This is a genomic window from Ruegeria sp. BHSA118 (assembly GCF_059613405.1).
Map to the genome: position 1 here is coordinate 1 of NZ_JBXWSM010000032.1, position 25,299 is coordinate 25,299.

Sequence of the window (25,299 nt, forward strand, 5' to 3'; positions counted from 1 at the left end):
CTGGATTCGGGTGCATGGGCGACCTCCTGCCAAATCTCTTGCAGATGGGGTTGGTTCTTGGCAAGGTCTGCCTCGTTCTCAGGGCGGGGTGGAATTCCCCACCGGCGGTATGCGGGCCATGACCCGTAAGCCCGCGAGCGGCTCTGCCGTGTCCACGATCCGAACGGCAGAGGCCTGTATTCGGACAAAGTGTGGAACCACGAAAGAGTGTCAGCAGATCTGGTGAAAGGCCAGAGCCGACGGTCAAAGTCCGGATGGAAGAGAACGTGCAAGCCGTGCCGGTGAACCGGCGCGCCTGCTCGTGATCGCCTTGGGTGACGTGTCATGCCGGGCTGGCAGCGAAGGTTTTCGCGACCGCCAGCAGGCCACCAAACTGAAAGGAGATCACGATGACACACACCCGCTATGCTTTTGTCAAAGCCAACTGGCATTCCGACATCGTCGACCGCGCGCTTGACGGATTTCTTGAACTGATCCCGGCCGATCAGGTCGATGTTTTCGACGTTCCCGGCGCGTTCGAGATGCCGCTGCTGGCCCGCGATCTGGCCCAAACCGGCCGCTACGCCGCTGTCGCCTGCGCAGCATTTGTCGTGGATGGCGGCATTTACCGGCACGACTTCGTGGCTCAGGCCGTCGTGGACGGGTTGATGCGCGCCGGTATGGATACAGGCGTGCCGGTCCTGTCCGTTTCCCTGACGCCGCACCAGTATCAGGAGACCGATCATCACAACGCCATTTACAGCGCGCATTTTGTTGAGAAAGGCCGCGAAGCCGCACAAGCCGCGCTGAAAATCACAGCGACCCGAGAGGCGCTGACACAGGCCGCCTGATCTTCATCTTTTCAAAAATACTCATTCGCGCCACCGCAAGGTGGCGCCCACCAATTCGCAAATCCGCTTGAGGCCAAGGGTCTTGCCCGCTAATCACGATCCCAAAGGAGCCCGCCGCATGTCGATGAACAGTTTTGGCCATCTATTCCGTGTCACCACCTGGGGTGAAAGCCATGGACCCGCTTTGGGTGCCACTGTTGACGGCTGCCCGCCGGGTGTCACGATCGACGAGGCCATGATCCAGCACTGGCTGGACAAGCGCAAACCGGGGCAGAACAAGTTCACCACCCAGCGGCGCGAACCCGATCAGGTGAAAATCCTGTCCGGTGTGTTCGAAGGGCAAACCACGGGAACGCCTGTGCAGCTGATGATCGAAAACACCGATCAGCGCTCGAAAGACTATGGCGATATCATGGACAAGTTCCGCCCGGGGCACGCCGATATCACATATTGGCAGAAATACGGGATCCGGGATTATCGCGGCGGCGGGCGGAGTTCTGCACGCGAAACAGCATCACGTGTTGCTGCGGGTGGATTGGCGCGTGAGGCGATCAAACAGATTGCACCCAACGTGCAGATCACCGGATACATGACCCAGATCGGGCCGCATAAGATCGAGCGCGACAATTTCGACTGGTCCCAGATCGAACAGAACCCGTTCTGGACACCCGATGCACGAGCAGCCGAGGACTGGGCCGCGTATCTGGACGATTTGCGCAAGTCCGGCAACTCGGTCGGCGCTGTGGTTGAGGTCGTTGCGCGCGGTGTCCCTGCAGGGATCGGAGCACCCGTTTACGCCAAGTTAGACACTGATCTGGCCGCTGCGATGATGTCGATCAACGCGGTCAAAGGCGTCGAAATCGGCGAAGGCATGGACGCCGCCGAACTGACGGGCGAAGCCAACGCGGATGAAATTTTCATGGGCCAGAATGGCCCTCAATACAGCTCGAACCATGCTGGCGGGATTCTGGGCGGTATCTCAACCGGGCAGGACATCGTCGTGCGCTTTGCGGTCAAGCCGACCTCGTCGATTCTGACCACACGCAAAACCATCACCAAATCAGGCGAAGAGACCGAGATCATCACTAAAGGCCGCCACGACCCCTGCGTCGGTATTCGCGCGGTTCCGGTAGGAGAGGCGATGATGGCCTGCGTGATCCTCGACCACCTGCTGCTGCACCGCGGCCAGATCGGAGAGAACCGTGGACGGATCGGCTGATCTGCGCACCCGTCTGCGGGCTGTGGTCGCACATCGCATGGAAACGGATCCGGCCCATGACCTGGCCCATCTGGATCGTGTTTGGACCAACGCCCGGGCCATCGCAGATGATCAAACCGATATGTCCGTGCTGCTGGCGGCAAGTTACCTGCACGATCTTATAAATCTGCCCAAGGACGATCCCGACCGGCATCTTGCCTCGCGCAGATCCGCAGCGGAATCAGAGCCTGTTCTTAAGGAAATCGGGTTTGAGGCCGATCAGGTCCGTGCAATCCAGCACGCGATCGAAGCCCATAGTTTTTCGGCCGATATCCCCCCTGAAACGATCGAGGCGCGCATTCTGCGCGATGCGGACCGCCTTGACGCCCTGGGCGCCATCGGTATCGCCAGAAACTTTTCCGTTTCCGGAGCCTTGGGGCGCACTCTTTACGATCCGGCGGACCCTTTTGCCCAAGCACGGCCACTGGATGACCTTCATTTCTCGCTCGACCACTGGAAGGTGAAACTGCTGCGCCTGCCAGGTGACATGTTGACCGAGACCGGAAGGCGGATTGCAGAACAACGCACCGCGCGCATGATCCGCTTTCTTGAAGAATTCGCCGAAGAGATCGGCTGTTCCTTGCCGCAATCCTGGGTGAATTGCTGAAACCACCCATTGATCTTTGCCCGCCAAAGACGCAGTTTCGCGCCGATGACAAAACCCTTAACTTCGCATCGACCTCTGCTTGCCGTAACGCTGAAGCTGTGCGCCTTGTTCCTGTTCACGTCGATGTCCGCGCTGGTCAAAGCACTTTCAGATGAATTCCCGCCGGGCCAATTGGTGTTTTTTCGGTCCCTGTTCGCAATCCCCGTGATCATTCTTTGGCTCATCGCGCGGGGGGAGGTGTCGAAAGGCTTTGTGGTCAAGAAACCCATGGGCCATTTCTGGCGCGGTGTTCTGGGAACAAGCGCCATGGGTCTCACCTTTACCGGCCTCAGCCTGTTGCCGCTGCCGGAAGTCACTGCCATCGGCTATGCGACACCGATCTTCACCCTGATTCTGGCCGCCGTCATGCTGGGTGAGCGCATTCGGCTTATCCGTATCGGCGCGGTGGCTTTGGGTCTGCTAGGGGTTCTGATCATGATCTGGCCACGTCTTGGCACCACCGAGATGGAGGTCGCCGCCACCATCGGCGCGGTATGCGTGTTGGGTGCAACCCTCGCCCGTGCCTTCGTTCAGATCCATATCCGGCAATTGGTCAAGGTCGATCACCCTGCGGCCATCGTGTTCTATTTCTCGATGACCGCGACGCTTTTGTCCGCACTGACAGCGTTCTGGGGATGGACGATGCCCACATGGAATCAGGCTCTGATTATGGTCATGATGGGCCTGATCGGCGGCGTTGCGCAGATTTTGGTCACATCTTCCTATCGGTTTGGCCAGGCCTCGATGCTGGCACCTTATGACTATGCGACCATGCTGTTTGCGATCGTGATCGGCTATGTCTGGTTCGACGAACTGCCAACGCTTGCAATCCTGATCGGGGCCGCGCTGGTGATTGCAGGCAATGTTGTCGTCATCTGGCGCGAACACCAGTTGGGGCTGGAACGGGGCAAGGCCCGGTCGGTTACAGACCCCAAAGCATGACTTTACCTTTCGCAATCTTCCCCTAGGTTGGGCCGAACAGTCAAAGAGGTTCCCAAATGAGCGACGCGCAGGATCACAAGGAAAAGATGCAGAAGGTGCAGGCCCAGCACCGCAAGAAAGTGTCCGAGGCCGTGGATCCAGGCCGCGGTCTGGTCCTGATCAATACCGGCAAGGGCAAAGGCAAGTCCTCGGCCGCGTTCGGCGTGGTCATTCGCGCCTTGGGCTGGGGCCAGAAGGTTGGTGTGGTGCAGTTCATCAAGGGCAAATGGAAAACCGGCGAGCGCCGTTTCTTCGAAGAGCGCGATCTGGTGACATGGCATACGATGGGCGAAGGTTTTACCTGGGACACACAGGACCGGGAACGCGATATTGCAGCTGCCAATGCCGCCTTCGACAAGGCATGCGCCCTGATGTCCAGCGGCGAATACGATCTGGTTGTGCTGGATGAGATCAACATCGCCCTGCGTTACGAATACCTGTCGGTCGAACAGGTCATCGACGGTTTGGACGCGCGCTCGGAAAAGACCAGCGTTTTCCTGACTGGCCGCGACGCGCCGAACGCGCTGCGTGACTATGCTGATCTGGTCACGGAAATGACCGAGGAGAAACATCCGTTCCAAGCGGGCATCAAAGCACAGCGCGGTGTGGATTTCTGAAGCAGCGTTGCGGCACGGCTGGCGGCACATAACCGCCAGTTCCGATTATCGTCCTGCCGCGTTGACCGATTCTGTCATGTCGCAGGTTCCGGGAAACGTTGGCGTGTTCGGTTGGCGAAAGCCACAAGCGACAGCATCACCGGCACTTCGACCAGAACCCCCACAACCGTCGCCAGTGCCGCGCCGGAATGAAGACCGAACAAGCTGATTGCGACGGCAACGGCCAGTTCGAAGAAATTCGATGTCCCGATCATGGCACAGGGCGCGGCGATCCGGTGGGGAACCTTCAGCGCATAAGCGGCGCCATAGGCAATGGCAAAAATCCCATAGCTTTGGATCAGAATGGGAACGGCGATCAGAACGATGACCGTCGGTTTCGCCAGAATGGTTTCACCTTGCAGGCCGAACAGGATAACCACGGTTGCAATCAATCCCATGACGGACCACGGTTTCACTCGCGAGGAAAAAGCTTCTATCGCTTGTTTAGAGCCCAATCTGCGGCGGGTGATCAACCCGGCGACAAGAGGCAGCACCACATAGAGGACCGTGGCCAAAACCAAAGTCTGCCACGGCACTTCGATGTCGGTGACACCCAGCAAAAAGGCCACGATCGGCGCGAATGCCACGACCATGATCAGATCATTGACCGAGACCTGAACCAGCGTGTATGTCGCGTCGCCTCTGGTAAGCTGCGACCATACGAACACCATGGCGGTACAAGGGGCGGCCCCCAACAGGATCAGACCGGCAGTGTATTGCGCAGCATCTTCGGGCGCGATCCAGGGGGCGAAAACAAAGTCGAAAAACAGGACGGCCAGCAGTGCCATGGTGAAAGGCTTTATCAGCCAGTTCACCACCAGCGTCACAATCAGACCACGCGGCTGGCGGGCGACTCCGGCGACTGCGCCGAAATCGACGTTGACCATCATCGGGTAAACCATTGCCCAGATCAGCACCGCCACCACCAGGTTGACGCTGGCAATTTCGGCGCTTGCCACCAGCTGTACCAGCCCCGGCGCGGCCAGCCCGATCAGGACGCCACCGATCATCGCAAGTGCAACCCAGATCGTGAGATACCGTTCAAAAATGCTCATGATAGCGCCTCGGACGTTTGATCCGTAAGTTTGCCAGAGGTCAGCGCGGCAAGCCCGACCATCACGGCCGCCGTGCCCAGCACCATGGGCAGCCCCCCGACCTGATAGGTCAGGCCAGACAAGACGGTACCGGCCAACCGCCCCGTCGCATTTGCCATGTAATAAAAGCCGACATCCATCGTCACACGCTCGGACCGGGTGAAGGCAAGGATCAGATAGGAATGCAGCGATGAGTTGACCGCGAAGATCGCACCAAAGACCAGAAGCCCGGCGACCAGCGTCAGAGTCAGCCAGGTCTCGGGTCCATTTGACAGCAAAACAGCGAGTGTTAGAGCCGAAGGAACACAGAACAGGATCGCCGCCCAGCTGCGTGCGGCACGGATCAGATCGCCTTCGGTTCGATCTGACGCACGCAGAATCCTTGGCGCGTTGGCCTGCACGGCGCCATAGAGGATGATCCACACCGCCATAAATGTTCCGATCATGAAGAACGCGGACCGATTGCCCTCTTCGGTGCCATCTGAAAGAACAGCATAGAAATAGATCGGGATGCCGACCACGAACCAGACATCCCGCGCGCCGAACAGGAAGACACGCGCCGCGGACAACCAGTTCACATTCGCGGATTTTGAAAAAACCTCAGAGAACTTTGCACCCTTGCGCCCCTTCGGCAGGCCTGCCGGCATGAACAGCATCACTGCGAACAGGATCACCGCCAGAACGGCGGCCATGGCAAGCACTGCCGGAATGAAGCCCAGTGTTGCAAGCATGGCGGCACCCAACAGGAATCCCAGCCCTTTGACCGCGTTTTTCGAACCGGTCAGAACCGCAACCCATCGAAACAACGCGCCTCCTTCGGAAGGAGCCAGCAATTTGACCGCCGATTTCGAAGACATCTTGGCCAGATCCTTGGCCACTCCGCTGGCCCCTTGCACGATCATGACAAAAGTGACCGAAGCGGCGACCGTCCAGTTCGGGTCAAGCTGCGTCATGGCGAGCAACGCGACGATCTGCACCCCCAGCCCAGCATAGAGGGTCGAGGTCAGCCCAAACCGTGCGGCGATCCAACCGGCGGACAGGTTGGTGACAATCCCGGCGATTTCATAGAGCACAAACAGATAGGCAAGCTGAACCGGCGAGAAGCCCAGGGTGTGAAAGTGCAACAGCACCAACATCCTGAGCGCCCCGTCGGTCAGCATGAAAGCCCAATAGGCAGCCGTGACCGCGATATAGGCCGACAGTCCTTCGGGGCGTTGCGTCACAATGATGCCCCGACCATTAGCGCGACATCCACCAGCCGATGCGCATAGCCCATCTCGTTGTCGTACCACGCATAGATTTTCACCTGCGTCCCGTTCACAACCATGGTCGAGGGCGCATCGATGATCGAAGAGCGTTCGTCATTGGTGTAATCGGTGGACACCAGCGGTCGCGTCTCATAGCCCAGAATGCCCTTCAGTTCGCCCTCGGCAGCGGCTTTGAAGAAGGCGTTGACCTCTTCAACCGTGGTTTCACGCTCAACCTCGAAAACGCAATCGGTCAGCGAGGCGTTCAGCAACGGCACCCGAACCGCATGGCCATTCAAACGACCTTTGAGTTCCGGATAGATCAGAGTGATGGCCGTGGCCGACCCGGTCGTGGTCGGGATCAGTGAGTTGAGGGCCGAGCGTGCGCGCCTGAGATCCTTGGCAGGCCGATCCACAATTGTCTGCGTGTTGGTTACGTCGTGAATCGTCGTCATCGATCCATGGCGGATGCCCAGGTTTTCGTGAATGACCTTTACGACGGGCGCAAGACAGTTTGTCGTGCACGAGGCCGCCGTCACGATCCTATGCGCCGCATGGTCGTAGGCTCCGTCATTTACACCCATGACGATATTGGCTGTCGGCCCGTCCTTGACCGGAGCAGAGACAACAACCTTCTTCACCCCAGCGTCAAAATACGGTGCCAGCTTCGCTTCGGTCTTGAACACGCCGGTGCAGTCGATCACCACGTCAACACCGTCCAGCGGCAACGCTCTCAGGTCTTTGGTGCCAATAAATGGCAGGCGGGTTCCGTTGACCGTGATGCTGTCTGCATCATGGTCGAATTCCGCGTCCCAGCGCCCATGCACGGTGTCGAACTCCAGCAGATGCGCATGCATCTCGGGATCACCGACGGCATCGTTGATCCAGGCTATCTTTGTGCCTTTTTCAAGCAAGGGCTTCAGGGCCAGTTTTCCCATACGGCCAAGGCCGTTCAGTGCGTAGGTGGTCATTTCGTTTCCTCGGCAGGCGTACGCCCGATTTCATCGACGGCGGATTGCAATGCGATCCGGTCAAGGCTTTCGACCGGCAATGATGAAAAGGCCTGAATCCGGCGCTTCAGTGCGCCGTAGGCGGTTTGAAAGGCCAGGCTTTTCTCGGCGTCGGTACCTTCGGCCCTGACCGGATCTTCCACGCCCCAATGGCCACTTATCGGTTGTCCCTCCCAAGCCGGGCATTCCTCGTTGGCGGCCTGATTGCAAACAGTGAAGACAAAATCCATGACAGGCGCGTCCGGCGCCGAAAACTCGGACAGAGTCTTCGGCCGCAGGGCCGAGATATCGTGCCCCTTGTCGCGCAGAACCTGCACCGCAAAGGGATTGAGCCTCGAACTGGGTCGTGTCCCTGCCGAATAGACGTTGAACCGGTCGCTGCCGATCTCTCGCAGCAGGGATTCGGCAAAAATTGAACGGGCGGAGTTGCCGGAACAGATGAACAGCACATTGAACTTTCGGTTCGTCGCGGTGTCTTTGGGAAAGGGCATGCAGATATCCGGGCGGCCACGGCAGCAATCCACGATCAGGAAATCGAGCATTTGCTGCACAGTCTTCATTTCAATCGAATAGAGCAGAGACGTCCCGGATCGCTCCTGTTTCACCAATCCCGACCGCTGCAATGCATTCAGGTAGTTCGACATGGTACTGGGTTTGATATCCAGCTCCGCCGCCAGCTCGCCCGCGGGAACCCTGTCAGGAAACCGTCGCATCAACATGCGAAACACAGTGATACGCTGCGGGTGGCCAAGGATGGTTAATTTATCGGTTATCTTTTCTATCATATTTCATGAATTATTGAAATTTAGAAGATGGGTCAATTTCATTCCGCATCGTCACAAAAAATTCACGGACCAGAGCGCCAATTTGAAAGGTAGACCGCAGGCTTTCGGTTCACAACTTGAGGCCCGGCCGTGCTGAGCAACGTCAAAACGGTTACAACCAGGCTTGCAGGCGCCAGACTGAAGGTTTAAACGAAGCTTCGCATCCGGTCATAATCAGTTCCATATGACCTAAGGTGCCGCTGTAGCTCAGCTGGTAGAGCACGTCATTCGTAAGTAGCGGGTCGGTCCGCAATTGACGTTCGAGACCAGTAGGTTAGAGAAGGCGCGCAGTAACTAGTAGGGCCATAGTAGGGCCGCGGAAATAGAAGGATGCCGCTGTAGCTCAGCTGGTAGAGCACGTCATTCGTAATGATGGGGTCGTAGGTTCGAGTCCTATCAGCGGCACCACCCTTCTCCGATTACACTCTGATTTTAGCACTAGAATCAATGCCTTCGGCAAGTTCGCAAGGTGACGTTTGCGCTTTCGATTTTCAGAGATACGGGCTAGGCTGCGTTCAGGATTGGCAGATAAAGCCAGTCTCGGGGCGTAGTAACCCCTCCAAGAGCGGTCGGTGTCGGCCGAAATGACACCTCCTCGAACCCTATGGTCGGGGAGGCACTGGCGTATGTCCAGGGCTCCGGCCTAAAGGCCAGCGCGGTCGTCTCTTGGCGGCTTACTAACTCCCCGGCTGCCAGAGGTAACTCTGGCGGCCGATTTCGTTAGTAGAGGAACCGCTATGAGCAGAAAAATTGCACTTTCGTATTTATTTGTGGGCGTGATGTATGCGGGTGCCGCGCATGCATTGGATGCCGAAGCTTGGATCGCCAAGTCGGATGATTTGGACCGACATCACGAAACATTCCTGATCGCTGCCGCCGAGTTGGTAGAGAACGGCACATGCACACCAAACGAGTTTATGGAACATGGAGGATGGGTGAGGTCGGGCTCATTTGAGTCTAGGCCCGTGTACTTCATGTATTGCGGTGGACCTACAGTCGCCAATCGATTGTATCTCGACGCCTCTACTGGCGAAGTGTTTCGTTAATTTTCAATTCGTTAAAGAGAATGATCCACATGAAGAATTCAACACGACACTGTCCGTTCTGCGCGGAAAAAATCAAAGCCGCCGCCATCGTTTGCAAACACTGTGGCAACAACCTTGGCGATCTTTCGGCACCTAACACGAGCTACCAAAACACTGAAACTGTTATCACCAAACCAGCAGATCATCATGGAGCCGTAAAACTTGGCAAGTCCGCGGTGGGTGGGTTCATCCGATTCCAGATACTGATCTTGGAACTTATTGTATTCGGATTTGCTCTCCACCTATTGCAAAAACAGGGCGCTGATATCCAAACCGCTGTGGCGATGCTGCTTTTCGTACTGTTTCTATTCACCTTGATAACAGGCATTGGTATCCCTCATTTCCGGCATCGCGGAAAAGCCCTGTTGTTTCTGGCGGTCGCAACATTCTTTTCGCTCCAGGGCGCTGGGATAGTGAGCGAACAACGGGAGGCTCGTCTCGCCGAACTTCGTGAAGCAGACCCCGTTGCATATCTCGCTGAGCTTCGCAGTATAGACGAAAATCGCTGGTTTACTGAACTCCGAACCTTGGACCCCGATGCCCATGCAGCGGAAGCCGAGCGCCGCGCAAGAAAAGCCAAAGCGGAACGCCTTTCCAAATGCACAGACAAGAACAAAAGCCTTGCATATGTAATGATTCAAACCGACGTGCGGAATTCTCTGCGCTCACCGTCAACGGCAGAATTTCCCGGTCGATACGGTTCGGGGACTGGTCACATTGGCGATTGCGTTTATCAGGTTATTGGAAACTTCGATGCACAGAACGGATTTGGCGCGATGATCCGAGGCAGTTTCACTGGAACAATTCAGTATTATCCCGAGCGTGGTAGTTGGCGAACACTGACTCTCGACGTGCAGGGCTAGTTGCCCAACTGACAAAGAACCTAGTTGGTAGGCCACCACTGCGCGGAGGTGCCTAGCGTGTCCTCCGGCGTCCGCTGAGTCGGTTGGCAGCCCAATGGCAGGGGTTGCACCCAGCAAACGATATTATGCGCCCAGTGCGGCGCTAATACGCTGCTGATATTTGGCTAAGGATGTTACTTGTAACTGTAACTTTAGGTTGAACAGCAGCAAACAAAAAAGGGGGGCGCAACACCCCCCCAATTTGGAACAGCTAACAGTACGTGGCCAAGTTACGGGTAACAGGTAACGCCACCCGCAACACTAACCTCAAAACGGCGTATCCGGCGGTGTCACTCGACCTTCAACTACGACCACTACACCCTGCTTTTGGGTTGCGAATAGTTCAGTGGCACGTTCGTTATTATTGCCCCGAGCGAACCCCTTTTTGGGGCGTCTATCCCCACCAGAGAGATCGTGCAGGCGATGGGTACCAAATTCCCAGCCTAGACGATCCATAGCCGCCTTGATGCGGTGGGCATTGTCCTTGGTCATCCGGGATGTGTCGAGGTGCAACAAAAGCTTAATGCTGTCCATCGAAACCCTGCCGGTCCGATCTGCAAAATTGTCGGTAAGAACTTCAGCAAACTCGTCCTCCACCATCCTCAAGTCTTGAACACGGCTTGCTTCGCTCCAGAGATGTTTAGACAAGACGATGGATCCGCTTTCACCTTCCCGCACCACAGCTTCCGCCCAAAGCTGGTTCACAATGGCACCGAAGCCCTCCAGATCGATCTCGCCAACCCTGACAGGCCAAATCCGACGGTTGCCGGTAAGATCACGCAGATATGTGTCTTCGTTAGTGGTACCCAGGATCACGCAGTGACGTTTGAAGGATAGCACGGTTCTTCCATACGCAGGGCGAAACAGATCAACACTCGTACTGAGAAATTTCTTCAGGCCCTGGCTGGTGGTCTTATTCATCCCATCCAATTCCTGGCATTCGACGATCCATGCACGGGAAAGAAGCTCAGCTTTGGTTTTATCATCGCTACGTAGGTCAAGGCTGCCACAATACCATTCGCTGCGGACCGCCAGCATAGCCGCCAGTTGGGATTTCCCCGCACCCTGAGAGCCCTCCAATACCAACATGGTGTCAAACTTGACGCCGGGCTGTTTTATTCTGCGCACTGCTGCGACAAGGAACTTGCTGCCGAATTCACGGTTCAGTTCTGTGTCTTCTGCCCCGCAATACGATGCCAACCAAGTATCAATGCGGGGAACGCCATCCCATTTCAAACCATCAAGATAGTCGTTGACGGGGTGGTAAGTGTTTTCGTGTGCGACTGCCACGATTTCTCTCCGGATAACTTCCGGGCTAGCGCTAAAGTTAAAATCGCGACTAAACACGCTCCAAAGGATGTCGCCGACTTCATTCAAGTCGCGATTATCAAGCTTGTATCCTGATATTTCGTTTGTTTCGGTGAATTCATTGCGCTGAACATCAATTCCCAACAGGGTAAATGCATAGCGGATGTTCTCAGGCACCCGGGGGATCGGCCTTCCATTGTCATCGACCGCTGGCCAGCCACTTTGCTTCGTTTCCAGCAGTTCATATGCGCGCTTGATCTGACGGCGGCCATATTTCAGCGGGTTCGGGTTTTCGAGCACATGGGCGCTGATGCCGAAATCAGAGTCAGTGATGATTGACAGCACGTGGCCGGGCTCCATACCTTTCCCCAGCATCCAAATTGTGGCCGCAAAGACCAACTCAGACCGGGAACTGTATGCTTTATCAGGTGGGCTCTGACCGGTCATGAGCACTTCCACCCATTTCTGATCCAACGGGATGATAGAATTCAGGTCGTCTGGCAACGGCAAAGCCTCGAAGTCCAGCGGCACATTGGCTGTGCCACCAGTCGCTTGCGGCAACTTCGGTTCAGGGTCTGCGCGGCGCATCTGGAAGTCGTCCACGGCGAAAGACACCGGAGGAGACTTGAAGTTAATTGGATGAATGGGGTGCGCCACCTTCGGCACCCGACCGCTTGTGCGCTTCTTGTCGTTCAACCAATTCGTAGTCCAAGGCAGGCGCAACAGGCGGTTGGCGTCATGCGTTCCTGGACCACCTTGCAGCGCGACAAGCAAAGATTTGTTCAACGTTTCTGCGGCCTCTACGCTGATGGGTTCTTTAAGTTTCCAAACCGCCTGAAAACCGCCCCCGGTAAACCAGATTGCGGATGGGTGCGGTATTCCTTTGGGCCGGATACCTTCTTCCACCAACAAATTGATAATGCGTTCTTCTTGTTGGTTTTCGTCGCCGGGGTAATCCTTGTTGTCCAGATCGGCGTGCAAAAAGCTAACCGCCTTAAGGTTGGCTTTGTTGCGTTTACCCTCAAGATATTCAGCATTCGGCAGAAAATAGAGGTTGCGCTGGTAGGTGTCGTTGTTGTTGCCGGATACGAACTGCACAGCGGATGCGGTTTCATCAGAGCTATAAAACTTGTGTCTTGGGTTGGCATCTCCTTGGCTGCTCATCTGTTCCAGATAGAGTGGTGCGTTTTCTGTAAGCCAGTTAACAAACTGGACAGCTTTGTTGGGATTAGGGCGAAGACTAGAGGACATTCGCGCCACCTTGCGGTTCGCAGGTCATTGCGGACATCCAGTTTTCTACATCGACCCGGCGATAGAGAATCTTGCCAGTCCGACCACCAGATTTGGAGCGAATGAAGCGCGGGCCGTATCCCCGAATGCGACCCTTTTCGAAGTAGCTGGCGCTGAAACCGGTGATTTCAGGCAACTGCTTCGTGGTTAGAAGTTCTGAGCGATTGGACATTTTAGCCCTCCGTTAGGTTTAGGTACGGAGGGACTTTGCGAGCGATGTGGAAGGAAAGATTGCAAACAACTTATTAAAGAATTTGCAAGACAGGGAACGCTGGGCGCAGTTCAGAGGTTCGTTTTGATTCCCTGCTTTGACAAAAGTTTGCAAATATCTTCCAGCGCCTGATGCTCCAGCGTTTCTGTCACGTAGTCTCGTTGGGTCGCCAAAAACTCATACGTGGTAGGCCAATCAATGTGGCCGTCTTTCGTGGTCCCGCCTCCGTAGGAGCCACGAAATTTGTTTCGCAGTCTACTGACAGTGACTTCTATTTCTTCTTCTAACAGATGCTCCGAAAAGCACCGGTTGACCGCATATCTGGCAAGGGCAGATATGGACCGGGGCTTTGGTGGATCGGGAGGATTAGGGTCTTTGCGGTGCTTCCAATTGTGGAGCCCCACACGCGCCTTGTCTGAGTGGTGTTCCTGACCCATCAAAACTAAGGCCTTAGTGTCCAAGTCTTCCGGCATGGGTAATTTGGTGGCGTTTTCCCCAATGAGGGCCTGCATGGCTTTGTTAAGGCGGGTTTGTTTGGTGTCGTTCCCGGCAGGGTGTGCATCAATAATGGCCAGCGCTAGTTTTTCCAGAAATGGACGGTCATATGTTCCTTTTTGAAAAACACCTTCGTAGTCGTCGTCGGAGTTCAAGAAATCTTCAATAGACATGTCAGGCCCCGTGGGAATCTAGCGAGTTGCTTCAAGCTATCACACACGCGCACGCGCGAAGGTGCAACCACAGGAACACCCGTTAAATACTTTGACGAAACTTCAACATGCAGCATGGCCAACCGAACAGTGTTCGTGGAATCGATCTGAACCGGAGGCCAGTGGTGTAGACGCAGCCCCACCGCCGTCGATGGGGTGGGGTCACCGCACGATCAGTCGTGCGGCTCTTTCAGTTCAAGGATGCGCTGTGCCACCAGTTCGACCGGTTCCCGCAGACGCTCAGCGTTCACCACGATATAGCCTCCGGTCACATCGCCATTGGTCCGGTGATTAAGCAGGCGTTTGAGCGCATAGTAGGGCACGTCAAGGCTCTCAGCGATGGTGATGAAGGTGCGCCGCAGGTCGTGCAGGGTGAAACTGACACCAGACCCTGCGGTGACACGCTGAAGGAACTTCTTGGTTTCGACAAGATGACCGGTCTTACCCGGTCCGGGGAACACCCACGGGGAGCCTTTGTTCAATTCACGCCGTTGGGCCAGCAGGTCCACCAGAAACTCCGACAAAGGCAGGGTCAACGGATCGCCGTTCTTGGTTGTTGGCAGGTGAAGCGTCTTGGCAGACAGGTCAACGTTCTCCCAGCGAAGCTTCAACACCTCGCTACGACGCATTCCCGTGACCAAGGTCGTCAGCAGGAAATCCCGCGAGTACTCCGGTTCCGCCATCACGGCTTCCCACCATGCGGGTAGGTCGGCTGAAGTTACGACAGTCTGACGGCGCTGATCCTTAAACCATGCCCGCGCTTGGGTCAGGATTTGCACCGGATTAGGTGGATATTCGTCCTGCGTTGCAGACGTGAAATTGTAGAGCGAGCGAAAGTGCCGCATAACGTTGTTGGCGGTGGTTTTCCCATGTTTCTTGCCGATATCCTGATGCTTCTTAAGCACCATCTGACGGGTGATTTCCTTTATCTCCAGTTTACGCCACGCTTTAAGATACAGTTGAACTGTCCGCCGGTAGTGTTCGACTGTGCTGGGTGACAAGGTATTGCGCGTCTCGAAGAACCGTTCCATTGCCAATTCCAAGGTGACCCGTTCCTGTTTTTCCTTACGTTTCTCGGCGTTAGGATCACGCCCTTCGGCCATTTCACCGAGAATGACCAACGCCTTCTTGCGGGCGATCTCGGGGGCGAACACATCCGCGCGGCCTATTGTGACACGGCGTGTGCGTCGGTTCACCTGACCTTCGGCGAAGAATACCTTGGAATTGGCACCGACCCGCAGGCCGAAACCTGAGAGCAGTGTATCCCGGTAGAAAACCTGACCGCTTTGCGGAAACGGGATGTCGTCAACGGCACGACGTGTAAGACGTAGATTTGGCATTGTGACCCTCCTTATGGCCACAAGTCATTATAAACATGCCTGGGGAAAAAGCTCGATTTTTCAGAAAGTTATGATAGGGAAGGCGGTGAAGTGTGAGAGATTGATTGCCTGTCAAAGGCTTTGAAACGAAACCTTTCCACCGTTTTTGAAGCTGTGCCCACCCTTCGGAATTGAGTTATTAAAATTTCGGTGCAAGACCATTGCTTTGAGAACTTGATTCGGCCAAAGTGGCCAAAATGTCCATTTTGGATCAAAGCTGCATGAAAACATTTTCTGCCCGTGACGCAAAAAACCGTTTCGGCTATCTAATTGATACGGCGCGTCAGGAACCTGTATCGGTTGAAAAACACGGTCGACCAGTCGTTGTTGTGCTCAGCGTTGAAGACTATCGGCGTCTCACAGACAGCCTTCCTAATGAAGGCACCGAGGTGCCAAAATGACGCGGAAGGCACCTTATCCAGTGGTAGACATCTTCGCTGGGCCTGGAGGGCTTGGGGAGGGGTTTTCCTCTCTTAGCCGAGGCAAGAAGGATGCCGGTTTCAAAAGCGTCGTGTCGATTGAGCAAGACAAATTTGCCCACCAGACTCTAATGCTCCGACATTTCTTAAAGAGCTTCAATGGAAGTGAGTTTCCAGAGGATTATTATTGCTATCTAAAAGGCAGAACCTCCGTCGAAGAGCTGTATGCGAAACACCCAGAACAGAGAGAGCATGCCAGCAAGTCGGCAATCAGGATTTCGCTTGGAGCTGACAATCATGAGCGCGTCCGTAAACTCATCTCGACAAGATTGAACAAAAAGAAAAAATGGGCGTTAGTTGGAGGCCCACCATGCCAGGCGTATTCGCTTGTCGGTAGGTCGCGGATGATGGGAGACCCTGATTTCGAGGATGATGAGCGTCATTTTCTTTATCGCGAATACTTGCGGATCATTATTGATCACGCTCCGCCAGTCTTTGTTATGGAAAACGTAAAAGGCCTGCTTTCAGCTCGGGTAAAGGGCGAATTGGTCATCAACCGGATCATTGCCGACCTAACATCCCCAAAAGATGCTCTTGGAATGTCATCGAACGGGCTTGGGTACCGGCTTTATTCCCTATCTGAAGATGAGCTACCGGGAATTGAAGTTGACCCTCGCATGTTCCTTGTACGTGCGGAAGAATACGGTGTTCCCCAAGCACGGCACCGCATGTTCATTGTCGGTGTGCGAAGTGACATCAATATACGCCCAGGACGGTTGAAACCGCACAAGTCGCCGACGGTGAAACAGACAATCGGCGATCTCCCAGTGATCCGAAGTGGGGTTTCGAAGGGTGGCGACAGCCATGAAAAATGGCGTAGGGAGATCGAAGAATTTAATCCTGCGTTAGTCCGCGAAGAACTCAACGGTCATGAATACGCCGGTGATCTCTTGGAACTTATGGGTGGCGAGAAAGCAATGCCACACATGATACTGGAAAAGTCTTCATCTAGATATCCGGCCCGACCAAGTTTCTCCCACGATGCTCTGGACAGTATCTATGACCCGGCCCTTCCGATTCTAGACAGTCATGAATCTCGTTCGCACATGCCGTCTGATCTTCGCCGGTATGCTTTTGCAGCATCCTTCGCCTCCCTTACAGGGAAAAGCCCTAAGCTTTCAGATTTTCCAGCTAGCCTTCTTCCCGCTCATGCAAATGTTGAAGAAGGGCGGGCTGGGAAGATGTTCTCCGATCGCTTCCGGGTGCAACTGCCAGATCAGCCATCAACGACGGTGACTTCACACATTTCCAAGGACGGGCACTACTTTATTCATTATGATCCGAGACAGTGTCGGAGCCTGACGGTCAGAGAGGCGGCACGCCTTCAGACTTTCCCTGACAACTACCGTTTCGAAGGTCCGCGCACGTCACAATATCATCAAGTTGGCAATGCCGTGCCTCCGTACTTAGCACGGCAAATCGCAGGCGTTATTGGAGAGGTACTTGATAAGATGAAAGATGAAGATGCGTGACAGATCGGATTTCGAAGGAAAAGCGCAGTTGGAATATGTCGCGCATCAGAGGCAAGAATACTAAGCCCGAGACCCTCCTTCGAAGTCTGTTACATCGGGAGGGTTTTAGGTTCAGACTTCATTCCCCAAACCTACCTGGAAAGCCCGACATCGTTCTTCCAAAGTACCGAACTGTAATCTTCGTTCATGGGTGTTTTTGGCACCGGCACAAAGGTTGCTCAAACGCTACTTTGCCGAAGACTCGAATAGAGTTCTGGGTAGAGAAGTTCCGTCGGACTGTAGAGCGGGATCAGCGAAAACAGTCAGAACTTGAAGCACTAGGTTGGAGAGTTTTGACTGTCTGGGAGTGTGAGTTGAAGTCAAATCCCAAAAAACAGCTGATAGTCGTGAAAAATCATTTACTTAAAGGAATTCTTCCCAGACAAAATTGAAGCATGTTGTGTACATTTTAGAAATGTGCGGCAACAGATTGACATCTATGTAGTGTATATTTATCTAATATTCACGAAATGGAGGCTCCAGCATGCGCGACAAACGTCAGAAATTCATCGAACTTGCAGAATCGCGGGTGAATCGGGCGATCAAAGACATCCGCCTGATTGGTAACCTCGCCAACAAAAACTCATATGAGTACTCGGAGGATGACGCCCGCAAGATAGTGCGCGCGCTCCAAAAAGAGTTGGACACCGCAAAGTCGCGCTTTCTTGGTGACACAGGCGGTAAGGATAGCGATTTCAAACTAGAAGGGTAACTATGGCAGGCAATTGGGAATTTAACGAAGCAGACCCGTCGAGTGTACGGATCGGTGTGACCCAGCGGGATCAATTCAATAACGACGATGTAGGGCTAGCAGAGGCCCTAGTTCGGGAGGTTATACAAAACTCCTCCGATGCGGGGTGCGAGGACGCGCCTGTCAAGGTTAGATTTCGACTGAAGACGTTGAACAACGACGAGACCAAACTTCTACAGGCGCAGTTACAAGGCCTGCTTCCCCATCTCAATGCGTGTGGGCTTTCAATACCTCAAGCGGGCTTATGCCGTGCTCTTGTTGTTGAGGACTACAATACCAAGGGCTTAACCGGAAGTTTCGAAGACCTGGACAAGGACAATTTCGACAACTTTTGGAGGGCTGTAGGAGAGTCTGAGAAAACCGGTCAAAAAGGTGGCCGCTGGGGACTAGGCAAGCTGGTGTATTCTTCTTCCTCGAAGATCAGTACCTTTTTTGGTTTAACGGTCCGAAAGGGAGAGCAAAGCCCCTCCGTAATGGGGCAAGCAGTTCTTAAGAACCATTCTATAGGTAACGTTTTCTTTCCAGCGCACGGCTTTTGGTTTGATGGCCGATCAAGTAACGGTCTCAAGCTGCAACAGCCTGTTTCGGATAGTGACGAGATTGCCAAATTTCGCTCGCTTTTCGGGGTGGAGCGGACAGACCAAACCGGTCTCAGTGTCATTATCCCCTACCTGATAGATAGCATCACGAATGACACAATCCTCGCTGGAGTGGTCAGCAACTACTATTTTCCGATACTTGCAGGGCGATTAGAAGTTGAGGTCGGTAATACGCTGGTCAACTCAACAACATTTTTGGATGTCGCAGCGAAAGTAGGGAAGAAAAATGTTTCGATCCCATTTGCATTCATAAAAGAAATCAGTGACGCGCTGCACTCAGATGCAGTTACCGTTGCTTCGGCAACCATAGGTGACATTCGTTTTACAAGTGATCACCTGTCTACCGAACAGATGGAAAAAATGAAGGCCGCATTTTCTGGTGGAGATTTAGTCCACCTTCGGGTTCCGGTGCAAATAAGACCAAAGGAAAAGGCAGCGAAGGTCGGGAATATTGATCTCTTTGTCCGAGCCTTAGCAGAGGGTGAAGACCCGTTTTCATTGTTTGCGCGGGGCCCAATTACTCTGCCTGGGGAACGCCATTTTTCCGGAGCTGTGGCACGTGGCGCATTGATTGCGGAAGACGACATCGTAGCGGAGTTTCTCGGAGACGCCGAGAACCCGGCGCATACTGCTTGGAACTCCAACGCGGAGAAGCTCAACACTAACTGGGATCACCCTAGAAAAACGCTTTCTACGATTAGACAATCGTTGCGCGACTTATACAGCGTAATTGCAGATCAAAAGGAATCCCAAGACGACGACGCCCTCATAGACTTCTTTTCACTTGCTGACAAAGCTCAAGCATCAAAGGGTAAAAAGAAGCGCGTAAAGAGGCCTAAAATTGATATCGAACCGCGCGAAGCAGCAATCCGAATAAGGCCAGAGAATGGAGGTTTTGAAGTGCTCTCGGGGCCTGGCGCGCAGAAGTGGACTTATCCAAAGAGAATTCGAATCCGGATGGCCTACGACATGATTGGTGCCGATCCGTTCAAAAGGTTCAGCGTCTTCGATTTTGATTTGAGCAACACGAAAAATTTGACTTTTAAAAAAATCAGCGGCGACATCAAAGTAGTCAAAGCAAACGTCCTGTTTTTTGATGTCACTGGGCCGGATTTTCACTTGAAAATCAGCGGTTTTGATCCGCAACGTGATCTGATTGTAGATGCGAGGACGACCTGATGAGTACAACGAAACGGCGGATCAACTCGACGGGTCGGAAACGTATCGGGCGAGAATGCATTGAGATTAGTATGTTGGAAACAAATGCCGGTGAACCTCTAAAAGCCAAGATCAATTTGAGGTTGGAAAAACAGGGCTTTCCTGCCAGCGCACGTGTAGCGATAGAAGCTTATCACAGATCGTCAGGCATGAGGTTCGATTGCGGAACAATTAAAGCACTAGAAATCCCGGATGTACTGATACTGGACAAGGTAGACAAGAGTGGCTCGATTCTGTTTCGTCTCAAGGTAGTTGATGGTGATGTGGAGCCAGGAAAGCTTCTCGGCTCTGCTGAACGCCTAAAGCCCAAAAGTGAAGACAGTGACGAAAACCGCCGTAGCATCTTCCCTATTCTGTACCGAGATCTCCGCCACGATATATGGAAGGTTGAGATTGAGCAGGGAAGTCGCCCGGTGATGATCGTAAACAAGAGGATTCCTGGCTTCTCCCATAAGCTCTTGGAAAGCCCAATGATGCAGGGATTGCTACTTCCTGCGGCATTGAGGGTTGTTCTGAACGAGCTTGTTAGGCTGTCGGAAACCGGTGAAAACGATGATGAACCCGGTTGGAAAGAGGAATGGCTTGAGTACTGTCGTACAGAACTGGGTTCTGAAGATGATCCACGCGACTTTTCCGATGAGAATGCAAAGGCTGATTGGATTGATGATGTTGTGATGAGGTTCTGCGAAAACCTTTCATTGATTGAAAAGATCAGAATTGCTGCGGAGGACAGCTAATGAGTGTCAAATTTAGGAAGCTTAACGAGGCTGGCATTGCTGCGTTTCAAGATTACATCAGAGAAGGAGCGGTAGGCCCGCCACCTATTTACCTGCTAAGCAATCCGGAAACTTCAGCTCCGATTTTGCACAGGATTGAACCTGGCACTGCTCAATTCGATAACCGGTATATGTTCGGCGTCTACCTCAACACCCTTTTGAACGCATTTGAATTCACTGACATCAGTGGTGATGCTGGTTTCTGGAGTGCCTTGGCGTTGCTTTGGTTCGACAGTTTGTGCCCACCTGATGCAAACGGAAACCGATCGCCGAAACAAGAATACTTATACGTTCTCAGTTCAGATTACCGTCACTATTATCGTCACCTCGTTCGCTCGCCTTGGCAGCTGGTGAAAGATCACGGCGAGGCTTCTAGATTCCTTCTGATTTCACCTCGTAAACAAACTCACCCATTGAGCGTGCATGGAGAAATCCTAGAGCAGTTTGGCGGCCGCCAGCAGGTTCTTGGAAGTCAACCGATCATTAAGGCCGCGAACAAGCTCTATTTTGATGGAAGTAAGCAACGACCAAGAACTGGTGTTGCGGGGAATGGACGAGGCAGCGCCCGTCGTTTCGGACTGGTTCTTCGCCAACTGGACTTGACCTACGATCCTGAATGCATGTCGGACGGTGCATTCATAGGTATTTTGCCAGATGAGTTTGAGAAATGGCGAAAACAGATGATAGCAAGTCAAGCAAAGGTAGCGTGAAAAGCTAAGAACAGAGCACTTTATTTACAGGATTCCAGCACTTGAAAGAGCAGACCACCGGAAAAAGATCTTCGAATGTCCCATGGAGCGACACTGAGCTTCAGATATCGGTGGATGCTTACTTATACATGCTGCAACTGGAAGCGGCGGCGGTGCCGTTTTCTGCAACTAGGCAAGAAAAGCTCCTAAGTTCAGGCCCACTTTCAAACCGGAATGATGCAGCGGTCCGTTACCGCTTGAGAAATATCTCCTTTGTGCTGCAGGAACGAGGAGAACGAGTACTTACCGCCTATTCTGCCGCCCCCCAGGTGGGCAAAAATGTAAAGACTAGAATACACAAACTGTTGGACGAACGCGAAAGTACATTGCAGTCGATCCAATGGGCTGAAAGCAGAGCGAGCGAAAAAGCCACTGATCTTGGAACAGTGCTTAATGAATTAAGTCAACTCAGGAGTATGATTGCCTCTTTAATACCGGAGCAACAGGCTATTGCGGGCATAGGCCACAACAACCCCCCGGAAGAGATCAGGATCGACCTAGAGGATTTTTCTAAAGCGGTAGATGCGGTTTCTAGTATGGAGCGCAGTATCTCAAGTGGTGATCGCGATACTGGTGCGGTCGAAAGTGAGACTGGAGTACTAATCAGGTTAGGAACGAAGTTGGCAATCTGGACAGGACAGAGGATTACCGATTTCGCAAAAGCTGGTGCCGTAGCAGCGGGAACAAGTGCAGGATTGTCGATGTTTGGATTGGGCGGGAAGATCATTGAGACATTGCAAAAGGTATTCTCATATTTTTTCTGAAGCTAACGGTTTTAATGGTTCACACCTAGCCCAACAGAAGACTGCTCTTCCGAACCGTTTGTCTAACCGGCCTCCATAATTTCTTTGGGCAGGCTCTTTCGGACACCCCGCCCAACCTTAAATAGCAAGAACGAGCCGTAGTGGTAGCTCCAGCGCTTCAATGTATCGCTTAGTAGAAGTGCAAGTTTGGCAAAGCAAAGACGAAATATGCCGGCAGCCTAGAGTGGAACCAAAGGGGCTCCAGCTGGGCGTCCTGGCACCGAAATACGTCGCCAAATCCAATTCACGGTGCGGCGCTCTATCAAGGCGTGCAAAAACACTGATTCCCAGTTATTTTTACTTTGATGTTGCCAGCACGACTCGTCGATTTCATCACGGAGCAAGCGGACTAGAGCCTCTTTGCTCGGTGGATTGCTACGCTTTAGCGCTCTTACTACGTTGCCAGGTCTTCGGCAGAAGCGCTCGAAACCCTGCTTGACGTATTCAATCAATGCATCATGGGATACAAGAGTACGGGTATGGAAGTCAAAAGCTGCCGCATCACGTACCCCTTTTGGCTTGCGAACAACGACTGTATAGGTTGGCACGTCGCTATGGTGCCTAATTCGGACGTAAAGAGAACGCTCACCAATTTTTCTGTCGTACTTGGGGTGCAGAAATCTCTCATCCGGCATTGGACCTATTGTTTTGTTACCCTTGGCTTGATTGCACGAGCAGATGGGGAAAAGGTTAGGAAGAAACACCGAAAACTCGGGGTAGTGGTGTTGCGGGAGGAAGTGGTCTACCTGATTGTTGTTAAGCGAGCCGCACATTGAGCAACAACGACCGCGCGACTCCTTGCGCAATTCTGAGATGTAGCGGACCGCGCTAAGTTTCGATTTGAACAGGCTCGCCATAGCGTCACGAAAATCAGGATCGGGTGCGTAACCGGTGACCTGCCATGGATTACCATGATTTCTCAAGAAATCGCGATACACAACGGCGAAAAATGCCATGTTCGCGGCAACAATGGGACCACTCTTAGCTCTTGTGTTCCCGGCAACAGTTGCAAGTGTTCGGTACTGACCTTTGGAAGGGTGAGCGATTTTTTTCATTTGTCATTTCGCAATTCGCTTAAGATTTCCCGTGAGAAATAGGTACCGTATTTCTCGCGCATCTGATTGAATGACAGCCCTTCTGATCTAATCCGGCTGATTGTTTCTTCCGCAAGAAATGACGAGCCTTCCTCACCGAAGATAAAGGTGGAGATTGATGAAATATCCGCACCGAAGGTCCGCATACCAGCTGATTTTGCTGAAACAAGGCCTTCTGCATCCTTCTCGACCACTACCACTTGGTCATGAAAGACTTCACGCACAACATAGACCGAGTGAGTTGCCAAGATGGCGCAGGAACCGGTACCGGCTAGGAGTTTTTCCAGAGCATTCATGAAGCGAGCAATGAAGTTCGGATGGAGGTGGGTTTCAGGTTCATCTAGTAGCAACAAAGATCCGTTTTCGATATAAGTGCAGGCCTGCGCCAGCAACTTGATAAACCTCACCTCTCCGGTGCTGAGATGGTGAAAGCGTCTATTGATAATCCGACCCGGCTCAACCGCTTGTGCCAAGTCAAACAACAGTTCGAGACGACGCTGTTCTGAACTCGTGCGAAACTGGGAAAGAAGTATTGGGCTTTTACCCGTAGAGGAGCGAAACGCGATTTCCTCCGGGCAGTTTAAAGCATCAACCGCGTCTAAAAAGATCGAAAAACGTGACTTTTCGGCAATTTTTCTGTCATTTCTTGATAACTCTAAAATACTAGCGGTTGCAGTGTTCCCGCTCCCGCTGTGTCTTACGCGACTGGTCGACAAACGCTTGTAGAAGGTAGCGGGGCGCTTCCAGCGCTCATTAGGAAAATTGCCAGTGAACTCATTGCTTGGGGTAAAAGCAATCACACGGCTGGCGGTGATCCTGTCCGCCTCCCCACTCGCTCCACGCCGAATCCCGCGCAGGGCTTTGCGAGCAATATTACCCAGAGCACGACTTTTACCAACGCCGTTCTTTCCGATAATCACACAAGTCCGCTTGGGAATGACACTGTGGTGGCTGAAAGTGAAATCGACGGCAACATCATCGCCGTTTTGATCGGAAATCGTGATGAGAACCTGCTCTGGGCCTGATGAAATGTCTTCCTGATCCAGCCCCCGCAAAATTGGTCCTGCGTTCTTAAACGCATAGTAAGCCTCTGATTCCCTTGTTAGAGAGAACTTGAAAACATCAGAAGAGACGCCAGCACGCACAATCTCTCTCTTGCTACCGACACCGGTGATCGCGACAAGATCGCTCGCTGCTCTTAGATATGAATTTCCACGCTCAACCCCGAGTTCTCGGACAACTCGTCTGTAGTCCTCTTGAGTGGCAGCCAAAGATATTACGTTCCGACTGTCTGTTTCGATGATTGGTTCATCGGCTCTGGACAATTTGCGATAGGCATCTCCAACACCGATGTACTTCTGTTCATCTGGGTCAAAGTAGGCTGCTTTCGCTAGGTGTTCGGAAACAACACTACCGCGTTCTACAAGGGAAACTAGAACTCTGGTTACAAAACCAAAATCATTCCAATCAAGATCAATCGGCTTGAACCAGACGAAGGGTTCTGAGTTGGGGCCAAAATCGAGCAATTCGTCAGAGATGATTACTTTTTTGTCGTTTGTGTCTTTTTCCAAGCTTGTCCCTCCAAACAACAGAAACCAACATCACGGTTTTCTAGTAAGGGCTGGTGCTGCGCAACCAGCATTTGTGGTCCAACACGTCTTCGATTGCCCGTATATGGCGTGCGGTCGATTAGTAGGGCCCTACTAATCGGGTTTGTAGGGCATTAGTAGGGCGTGTTCGTCAAAAGTTCTGAAACTCTGTGCTATGCCGTCCAAAGGCGGAGCCGGAATAAGTCAAGCAATTGTATGGTCTTATGAGGTTGCCTACGGCGTTGTCTTGCTCCGTGCAATAACTCGACGTCAAAATTCGTAATGATGGGGTCGGGGGTTCG

25 protein-coding genes, 1 tRNA gene and 1 riboswitch are annotated in these 25,299 nt (G+C 53.2%); of the genes, 16 read left to right on the forward strand and 10 right to left on the reverse strand.

From position 1 onward, the window contains the following. The first annotated feature begins 70 nt into the window (after nucleotides 1-70). A riboswitch (FMN riboswitch) is annotated at nucleotides 71-270 on the forward strand. 119 nt (nucleotides 271-389) lie between these two features. From AC2FNN_RS11400 to cobO, 5 genes are all read left to right on the forward strand, one after another. After that, nucleotides 390-830, forward strand: a complete 441-nt coding sequence (locus AC2FNN_RS11400; RefSeq protein ID WP_496758664.1) for a 6,7-dimethyl-8-ribityllumazine synthase — start codon at nucleotides 390-392, stop codon at nucleotides 828-830. A 118-nt stretch (nucleotides 831-948) separates the two neighbouring features. Beyond that, complete coding sequence (aroC, locus tag AC2FNN_RS11405) at nucleotides 949-2,049, forward strand: chorismate synthase (RefSeq protein WP_496758666.1); 1,101 nt, start codon at nucleotides 949-951, stop codon at nucleotides 2,047-2,049. Then, a complete protein-coding gene (locus AC2FNN_RS11410) occupies nucleotides 2,033-2,695 on the forward strand; it encodes an HD domain-containing protein (RefSeq protein WP_496758668.1) in 663 nt (220 codons plus the stop codon). The genes aroC and AC2FNN_RS11410 overlap by 17 nt, the downstream gene beginning before the upstream one ends. A 45-nt stretch (nucleotides 2,696-2,740) precedes the next feature. Then, nucleotides 2,741-3,676 (forward strand): DMT family transporter, encoded by a 936-nt coding sequence (locus tag AC2FNN_RS11415; protein ID WP_496758670.1) that lies wholly within the window; start codon nucleotides 2,741-2,743, stop codon nucleotides 3,674-3,676. A gap of 56 nt (nucleotides 3,677-3,732) precedes the next feature. Further along, nucleotides 3,733-4,332 carry a cob(I)yrinic acid a,c-diamide adenosyltransferase gene (cobO, locus tag AC2FNN_RS11420; RefSeq protein WP_496758672.1) on the forward strand — a complete coding sequence of 200 codons (600 nt, stop codon included), beginning with the start codon at nucleotides 3,733-3,735 and terminating at the stop codon, nucleotides 4,330-4,332. Nucleotides 4,333-4,406: 74 nt separating this feature from the next. Here cobO and arsB read toward each other — a convergent pair whose 3' ends face one another. The 4 genes from arsB to AC2FNN_RS11440 are packed head-to-tail and all read right to left on the reverse strand — an operon-like array spanning nucleotide 4,407 to nucleotide 8,507. Further along, nucleotides 4,407-5,426 (reverse strand): ACR3 family arsenite efflux transporter, encoded by a 1,020-nt coding sequence (arsB, locus tag AC2FNN_RS11425; protein WP_496758674.1) that lies wholly within the window; start codon nucleotides 5,424-5,426, stop codon nucleotides 4,407-4,409. Then, nucleotides 5,423-6,688, reverse strand: coding sequence for an organoarsenical effux MFS transporter ArsJ (gene arsJ / locus AC2FNN_RS11430; protein WP_496758676.1), 1,266 nt, complete (start codon nucleotides 6,686-6,688; stop codon nucleotides 5,423-5,425). The genes arsB and arsJ overlap by 4 nt, the downstream gene beginning before the upstream one ends. Beyond that, on the reverse strand, nucleotides 6,685-7,683 hold the full coding sequence (locus AC2FNN_RS11435) for an ArsJ-associated glyceraldehyde-3-phosphate dehydrogenase (protein ID WP_496758678.1): 999 nt from the start codon (nucleotides 7,681-7,683) through the stop codon (nucleotides 6,685-6,687). Before AC2FNN_RS11435 ends, arsJ begins: the two co-directional genes overlap by 4 nt. Further along, the gene (locus AC2FNN_RS11440; RefSeq protein ID WP_496758680.1) at nucleotides 7,680-8,507 is read right to left on the reverse strand and encodes an arsenate reductase/protein-tyrosine-phosphatase family protein; all 828 of its coding nucleotides are present in this window, start codon (nucleotides 8,505-8,507) and stop codon (nucleotides 7,680-7,682) included. Before AC2FNN_RS11440 ends, AC2FNN_RS11435 begins: the two co-directional genes overlap by 4 nt. 371 nt (nucleotides 8,508-8,878) lie before the next feature. Here AC2FNN_RS11440 and AC2FNN_RS11445 point away from each other — a divergent pair. The 3 genes from AC2FNN_RS11445 (at nucleotide 8,879) to AC2FNN_RS11455 (ending at nucleotide 10,494) form a co-directional block, all read left to right on the forward strand. After that, nucleotides 8,879-8,954, forward strand: a tRNA-Thr gene (locus tag AC2FNN_RS11445). Nucleotides 8,955-9,283: 329 nt separating this feature from the next. After that, a complete protein-coding gene (locus AC2FNN_RS11450; protein WP_496758682.1) occupies nucleotides 9,284-9,592 on the forward strand; it encodes a hypothetical protein in 309 nt (102 codons plus the stop codon). Between the two features lie 29 nt (nucleotides 9,593-9,621). Further along, nucleotides 9,622-10,494 (forward strand): zinc ribbon domain-containing protein, encoded by an 873-nt coding sequence (locus tag AC2FNN_RS11455; protein ID WP_496758684.1) that lies wholly within the window; start codon nucleotides 9,622-9,624, stop codon nucleotides 10,492-10,494. 306 nt (nucleotides 10,495-10,800) lie between these two features. Here the strand turns inward: AC2FNN_RS11455 and AC2FNN_RS11460 are convergent, their stop codons facing one another. The 4 genes from AC2FNN_RS11460 to AC2FNN_RS11475 form a co-directional block, all read right to left on the reverse strand. Next, nucleotides 10,801-13,092 carry a virulence-associated E family protein gene (locus tag AC2FNN_RS11460; protein ID WP_496758686.1) on the reverse strand — a complete coding sequence of 764 codons (2,292 nt, stop codon included), beginning with the start codon at nucleotides 13,090-13,092 and terminating at the stop codon, nucleotides 10,801-10,803. Next, nucleotides 13,082-13,303: a helix-turn-helix transcriptional regulator gene (locus tag AC2FNN_RS11465; protein WP_496758688.1), complete on the reverse strand. Its 222-nt coding sequence runs from the start codon at nucleotides 13,301-13,303 to the stop codon at nucleotides 13,082-13,084. Before AC2FNN_RS11465 ends, AC2FNN_RS11460 begins: the two co-directional genes overlap by 11 nt. Before the next feature lie 110 nt (nucleotides 13,304-13,413). After that, nucleotides 13,414-14,010: a hypothetical protein gene (locus AC2FNN_RS11470; RefSeq protein WP_496758690.1), complete on the reverse strand. Its 597-nt coding sequence runs from the start codon at nucleotides 14,008-14,010 to the stop codon at nucleotides 13,414-13,416. Between the two features lie 212 nt (nucleotides 14,011-14,222). Continuing rightward, the gene (locus tag AC2FNN_RS11475; RefSeq protein WP_496758692.1) at nucleotides 14,223-15,389 is read right to left on the reverse strand and encodes a tyrosine-type recombinase/integrase; all 1,167 of its coding nucleotides are present in this window, start codon (nucleotides 15,387-15,389) and stop codon (nucleotides 14,223-14,225) included. Between the two features lie 236 nt (nucleotides 15,390-15,625). Here AC2FNN_RS11475 and AC2FNN_RS11480 point away from each other — a divergent pair, with 236 nt between their 5' ends. From AC2FNN_RS11480 to AC2FNN_RS11515, 8 genes are all read left to right on the forward strand, one after another. Continuing rightward, entirely contained in the window at nucleotides 15,626-15,829 is a 204-nt protein-coding gene (locus AC2FNN_RS11480; protein WP_496758694.1) for a type II toxin-antitoxin system Phd/YefM family antitoxin, read from the forward strand. Next, the gene (locus tag AC2FNN_RS11485) at nucleotides 15,826-17,379 is read left to right on the forward strand and encodes a DNA cytosine methyltransferase (RefSeq protein ID WP_496758696.1); all 1,554 of its coding nucleotides are present in this window, start codon (nucleotides 15,826-15,828) and stop codon (nucleotides 17,377-17,379) included. The genes AC2FNN_RS11480 and AC2FNN_RS11485 overlap by 4 nt, the downstream gene beginning before the upstream one ends. Further along, nucleotides 17,376-17,810, forward strand: coding sequence for a very short patch repair endonuclease (locus tag AC2FNN_RS11490; protein ID WP_496758698.1), 435 nt, complete (start codon nucleotides 17,376-17,378; stop codon nucleotides 17,808-17,810). Before AC2FNN_RS11485 ends, AC2FNN_RS11490 begins: the two co-directional genes overlap by 4 nt. Nucleotides 17,811-17,902: 92 nt before the next feature. Next, the gene (locus AC2FNN_RS11495; RefSeq protein ID WP_496758700.1) at nucleotides 17,903-18,130 is read left to right on the forward strand and encodes a hypothetical protein; all 228 of its coding nucleotides are present in this window, start codon (nucleotides 17,903-17,905) and stop codon (nucleotides 18,128-18,130) included. A 2-nt stretch (nucleotides 18,131-18,132) separates the two neighbouring features. Then, nucleotides 18,133-19,947, forward strand: coding sequence for a hypothetical protein (locus AC2FNN_RS11500; RefSeq protein ID WP_496758702.1), 1,815 nt, complete (start codon nucleotides 18,133-18,135; stop codon nucleotides 19,945-19,947). Further along, on the forward strand, nucleotides 19,947-20,723 hold the full coding sequence (locus AC2FNN_RS11505; RefSeq protein WP_496758704.1) for a hypothetical protein: 777 nt from the start codon (nucleotides 19,947-19,949) through the stop codon (nucleotides 20,721-20,723). Before AC2FNN_RS11500 ends, AC2FNN_RS11505 begins: the two co-directional genes overlap by 1 nt. Continuing rightward, nucleotides 20,723-21,472, forward strand: coding sequence for a hypothetical protein (locus AC2FNN_RS11510; protein ID WP_496758706.1), 750 nt, complete (start codon nucleotides 20,723-20,725; stop codon nucleotides 21,470-21,472). Before AC2FNN_RS11505 ends, AC2FNN_RS11510 begins: the two co-directional genes overlap by 1 nt. 41 nt (nucleotides 21,473-21,513) lie before the next feature. Beyond that, nucleotides 21,514-22,275 (forward strand): hypothetical protein, encoded by a 762-nt coding sequence (locus AC2FNN_RS11515; protein ID WP_496758708.1) that lies wholly within the window; start codon nucleotides 21,514-21,516, stop codon nucleotides 22,273-22,275. A gap of 218 nt (nucleotides 22,276-22,493) precedes the next feature. On the opposite strand, the gene AC2FNN_RS11520 is transcribed toward AC2FNN_RS11515, so the two are convergent. Continuing rightward, nucleotides 22,494-23,369, reverse strand: coding sequence for a hypothetical protein (locus tag AC2FNN_RS11520; RefSeq protein WP_496758709.1), 876 nt, complete (start codon nucleotides 23,367-23,369; stop codon nucleotides 22,494-22,496). Continuing rightward, the gene (locus tag AC2FNN_RS11525) at nucleotides 23,366-24,979 is read right to left on the reverse strand and encodes an AAA family ATPase (RefSeq protein ID WP_496758710.1); all 1,614 of its coding nucleotides are present in this window, start codon (nucleotides 24,977-24,979) and stop codon (nucleotides 23,366-23,368) included. Before AC2FNN_RS11525 ends, AC2FNN_RS11520 begins: the two co-directional genes overlap by 4 nt. Nucleotides 24,980-25,299: the final 320 nt, after the last annotated feature.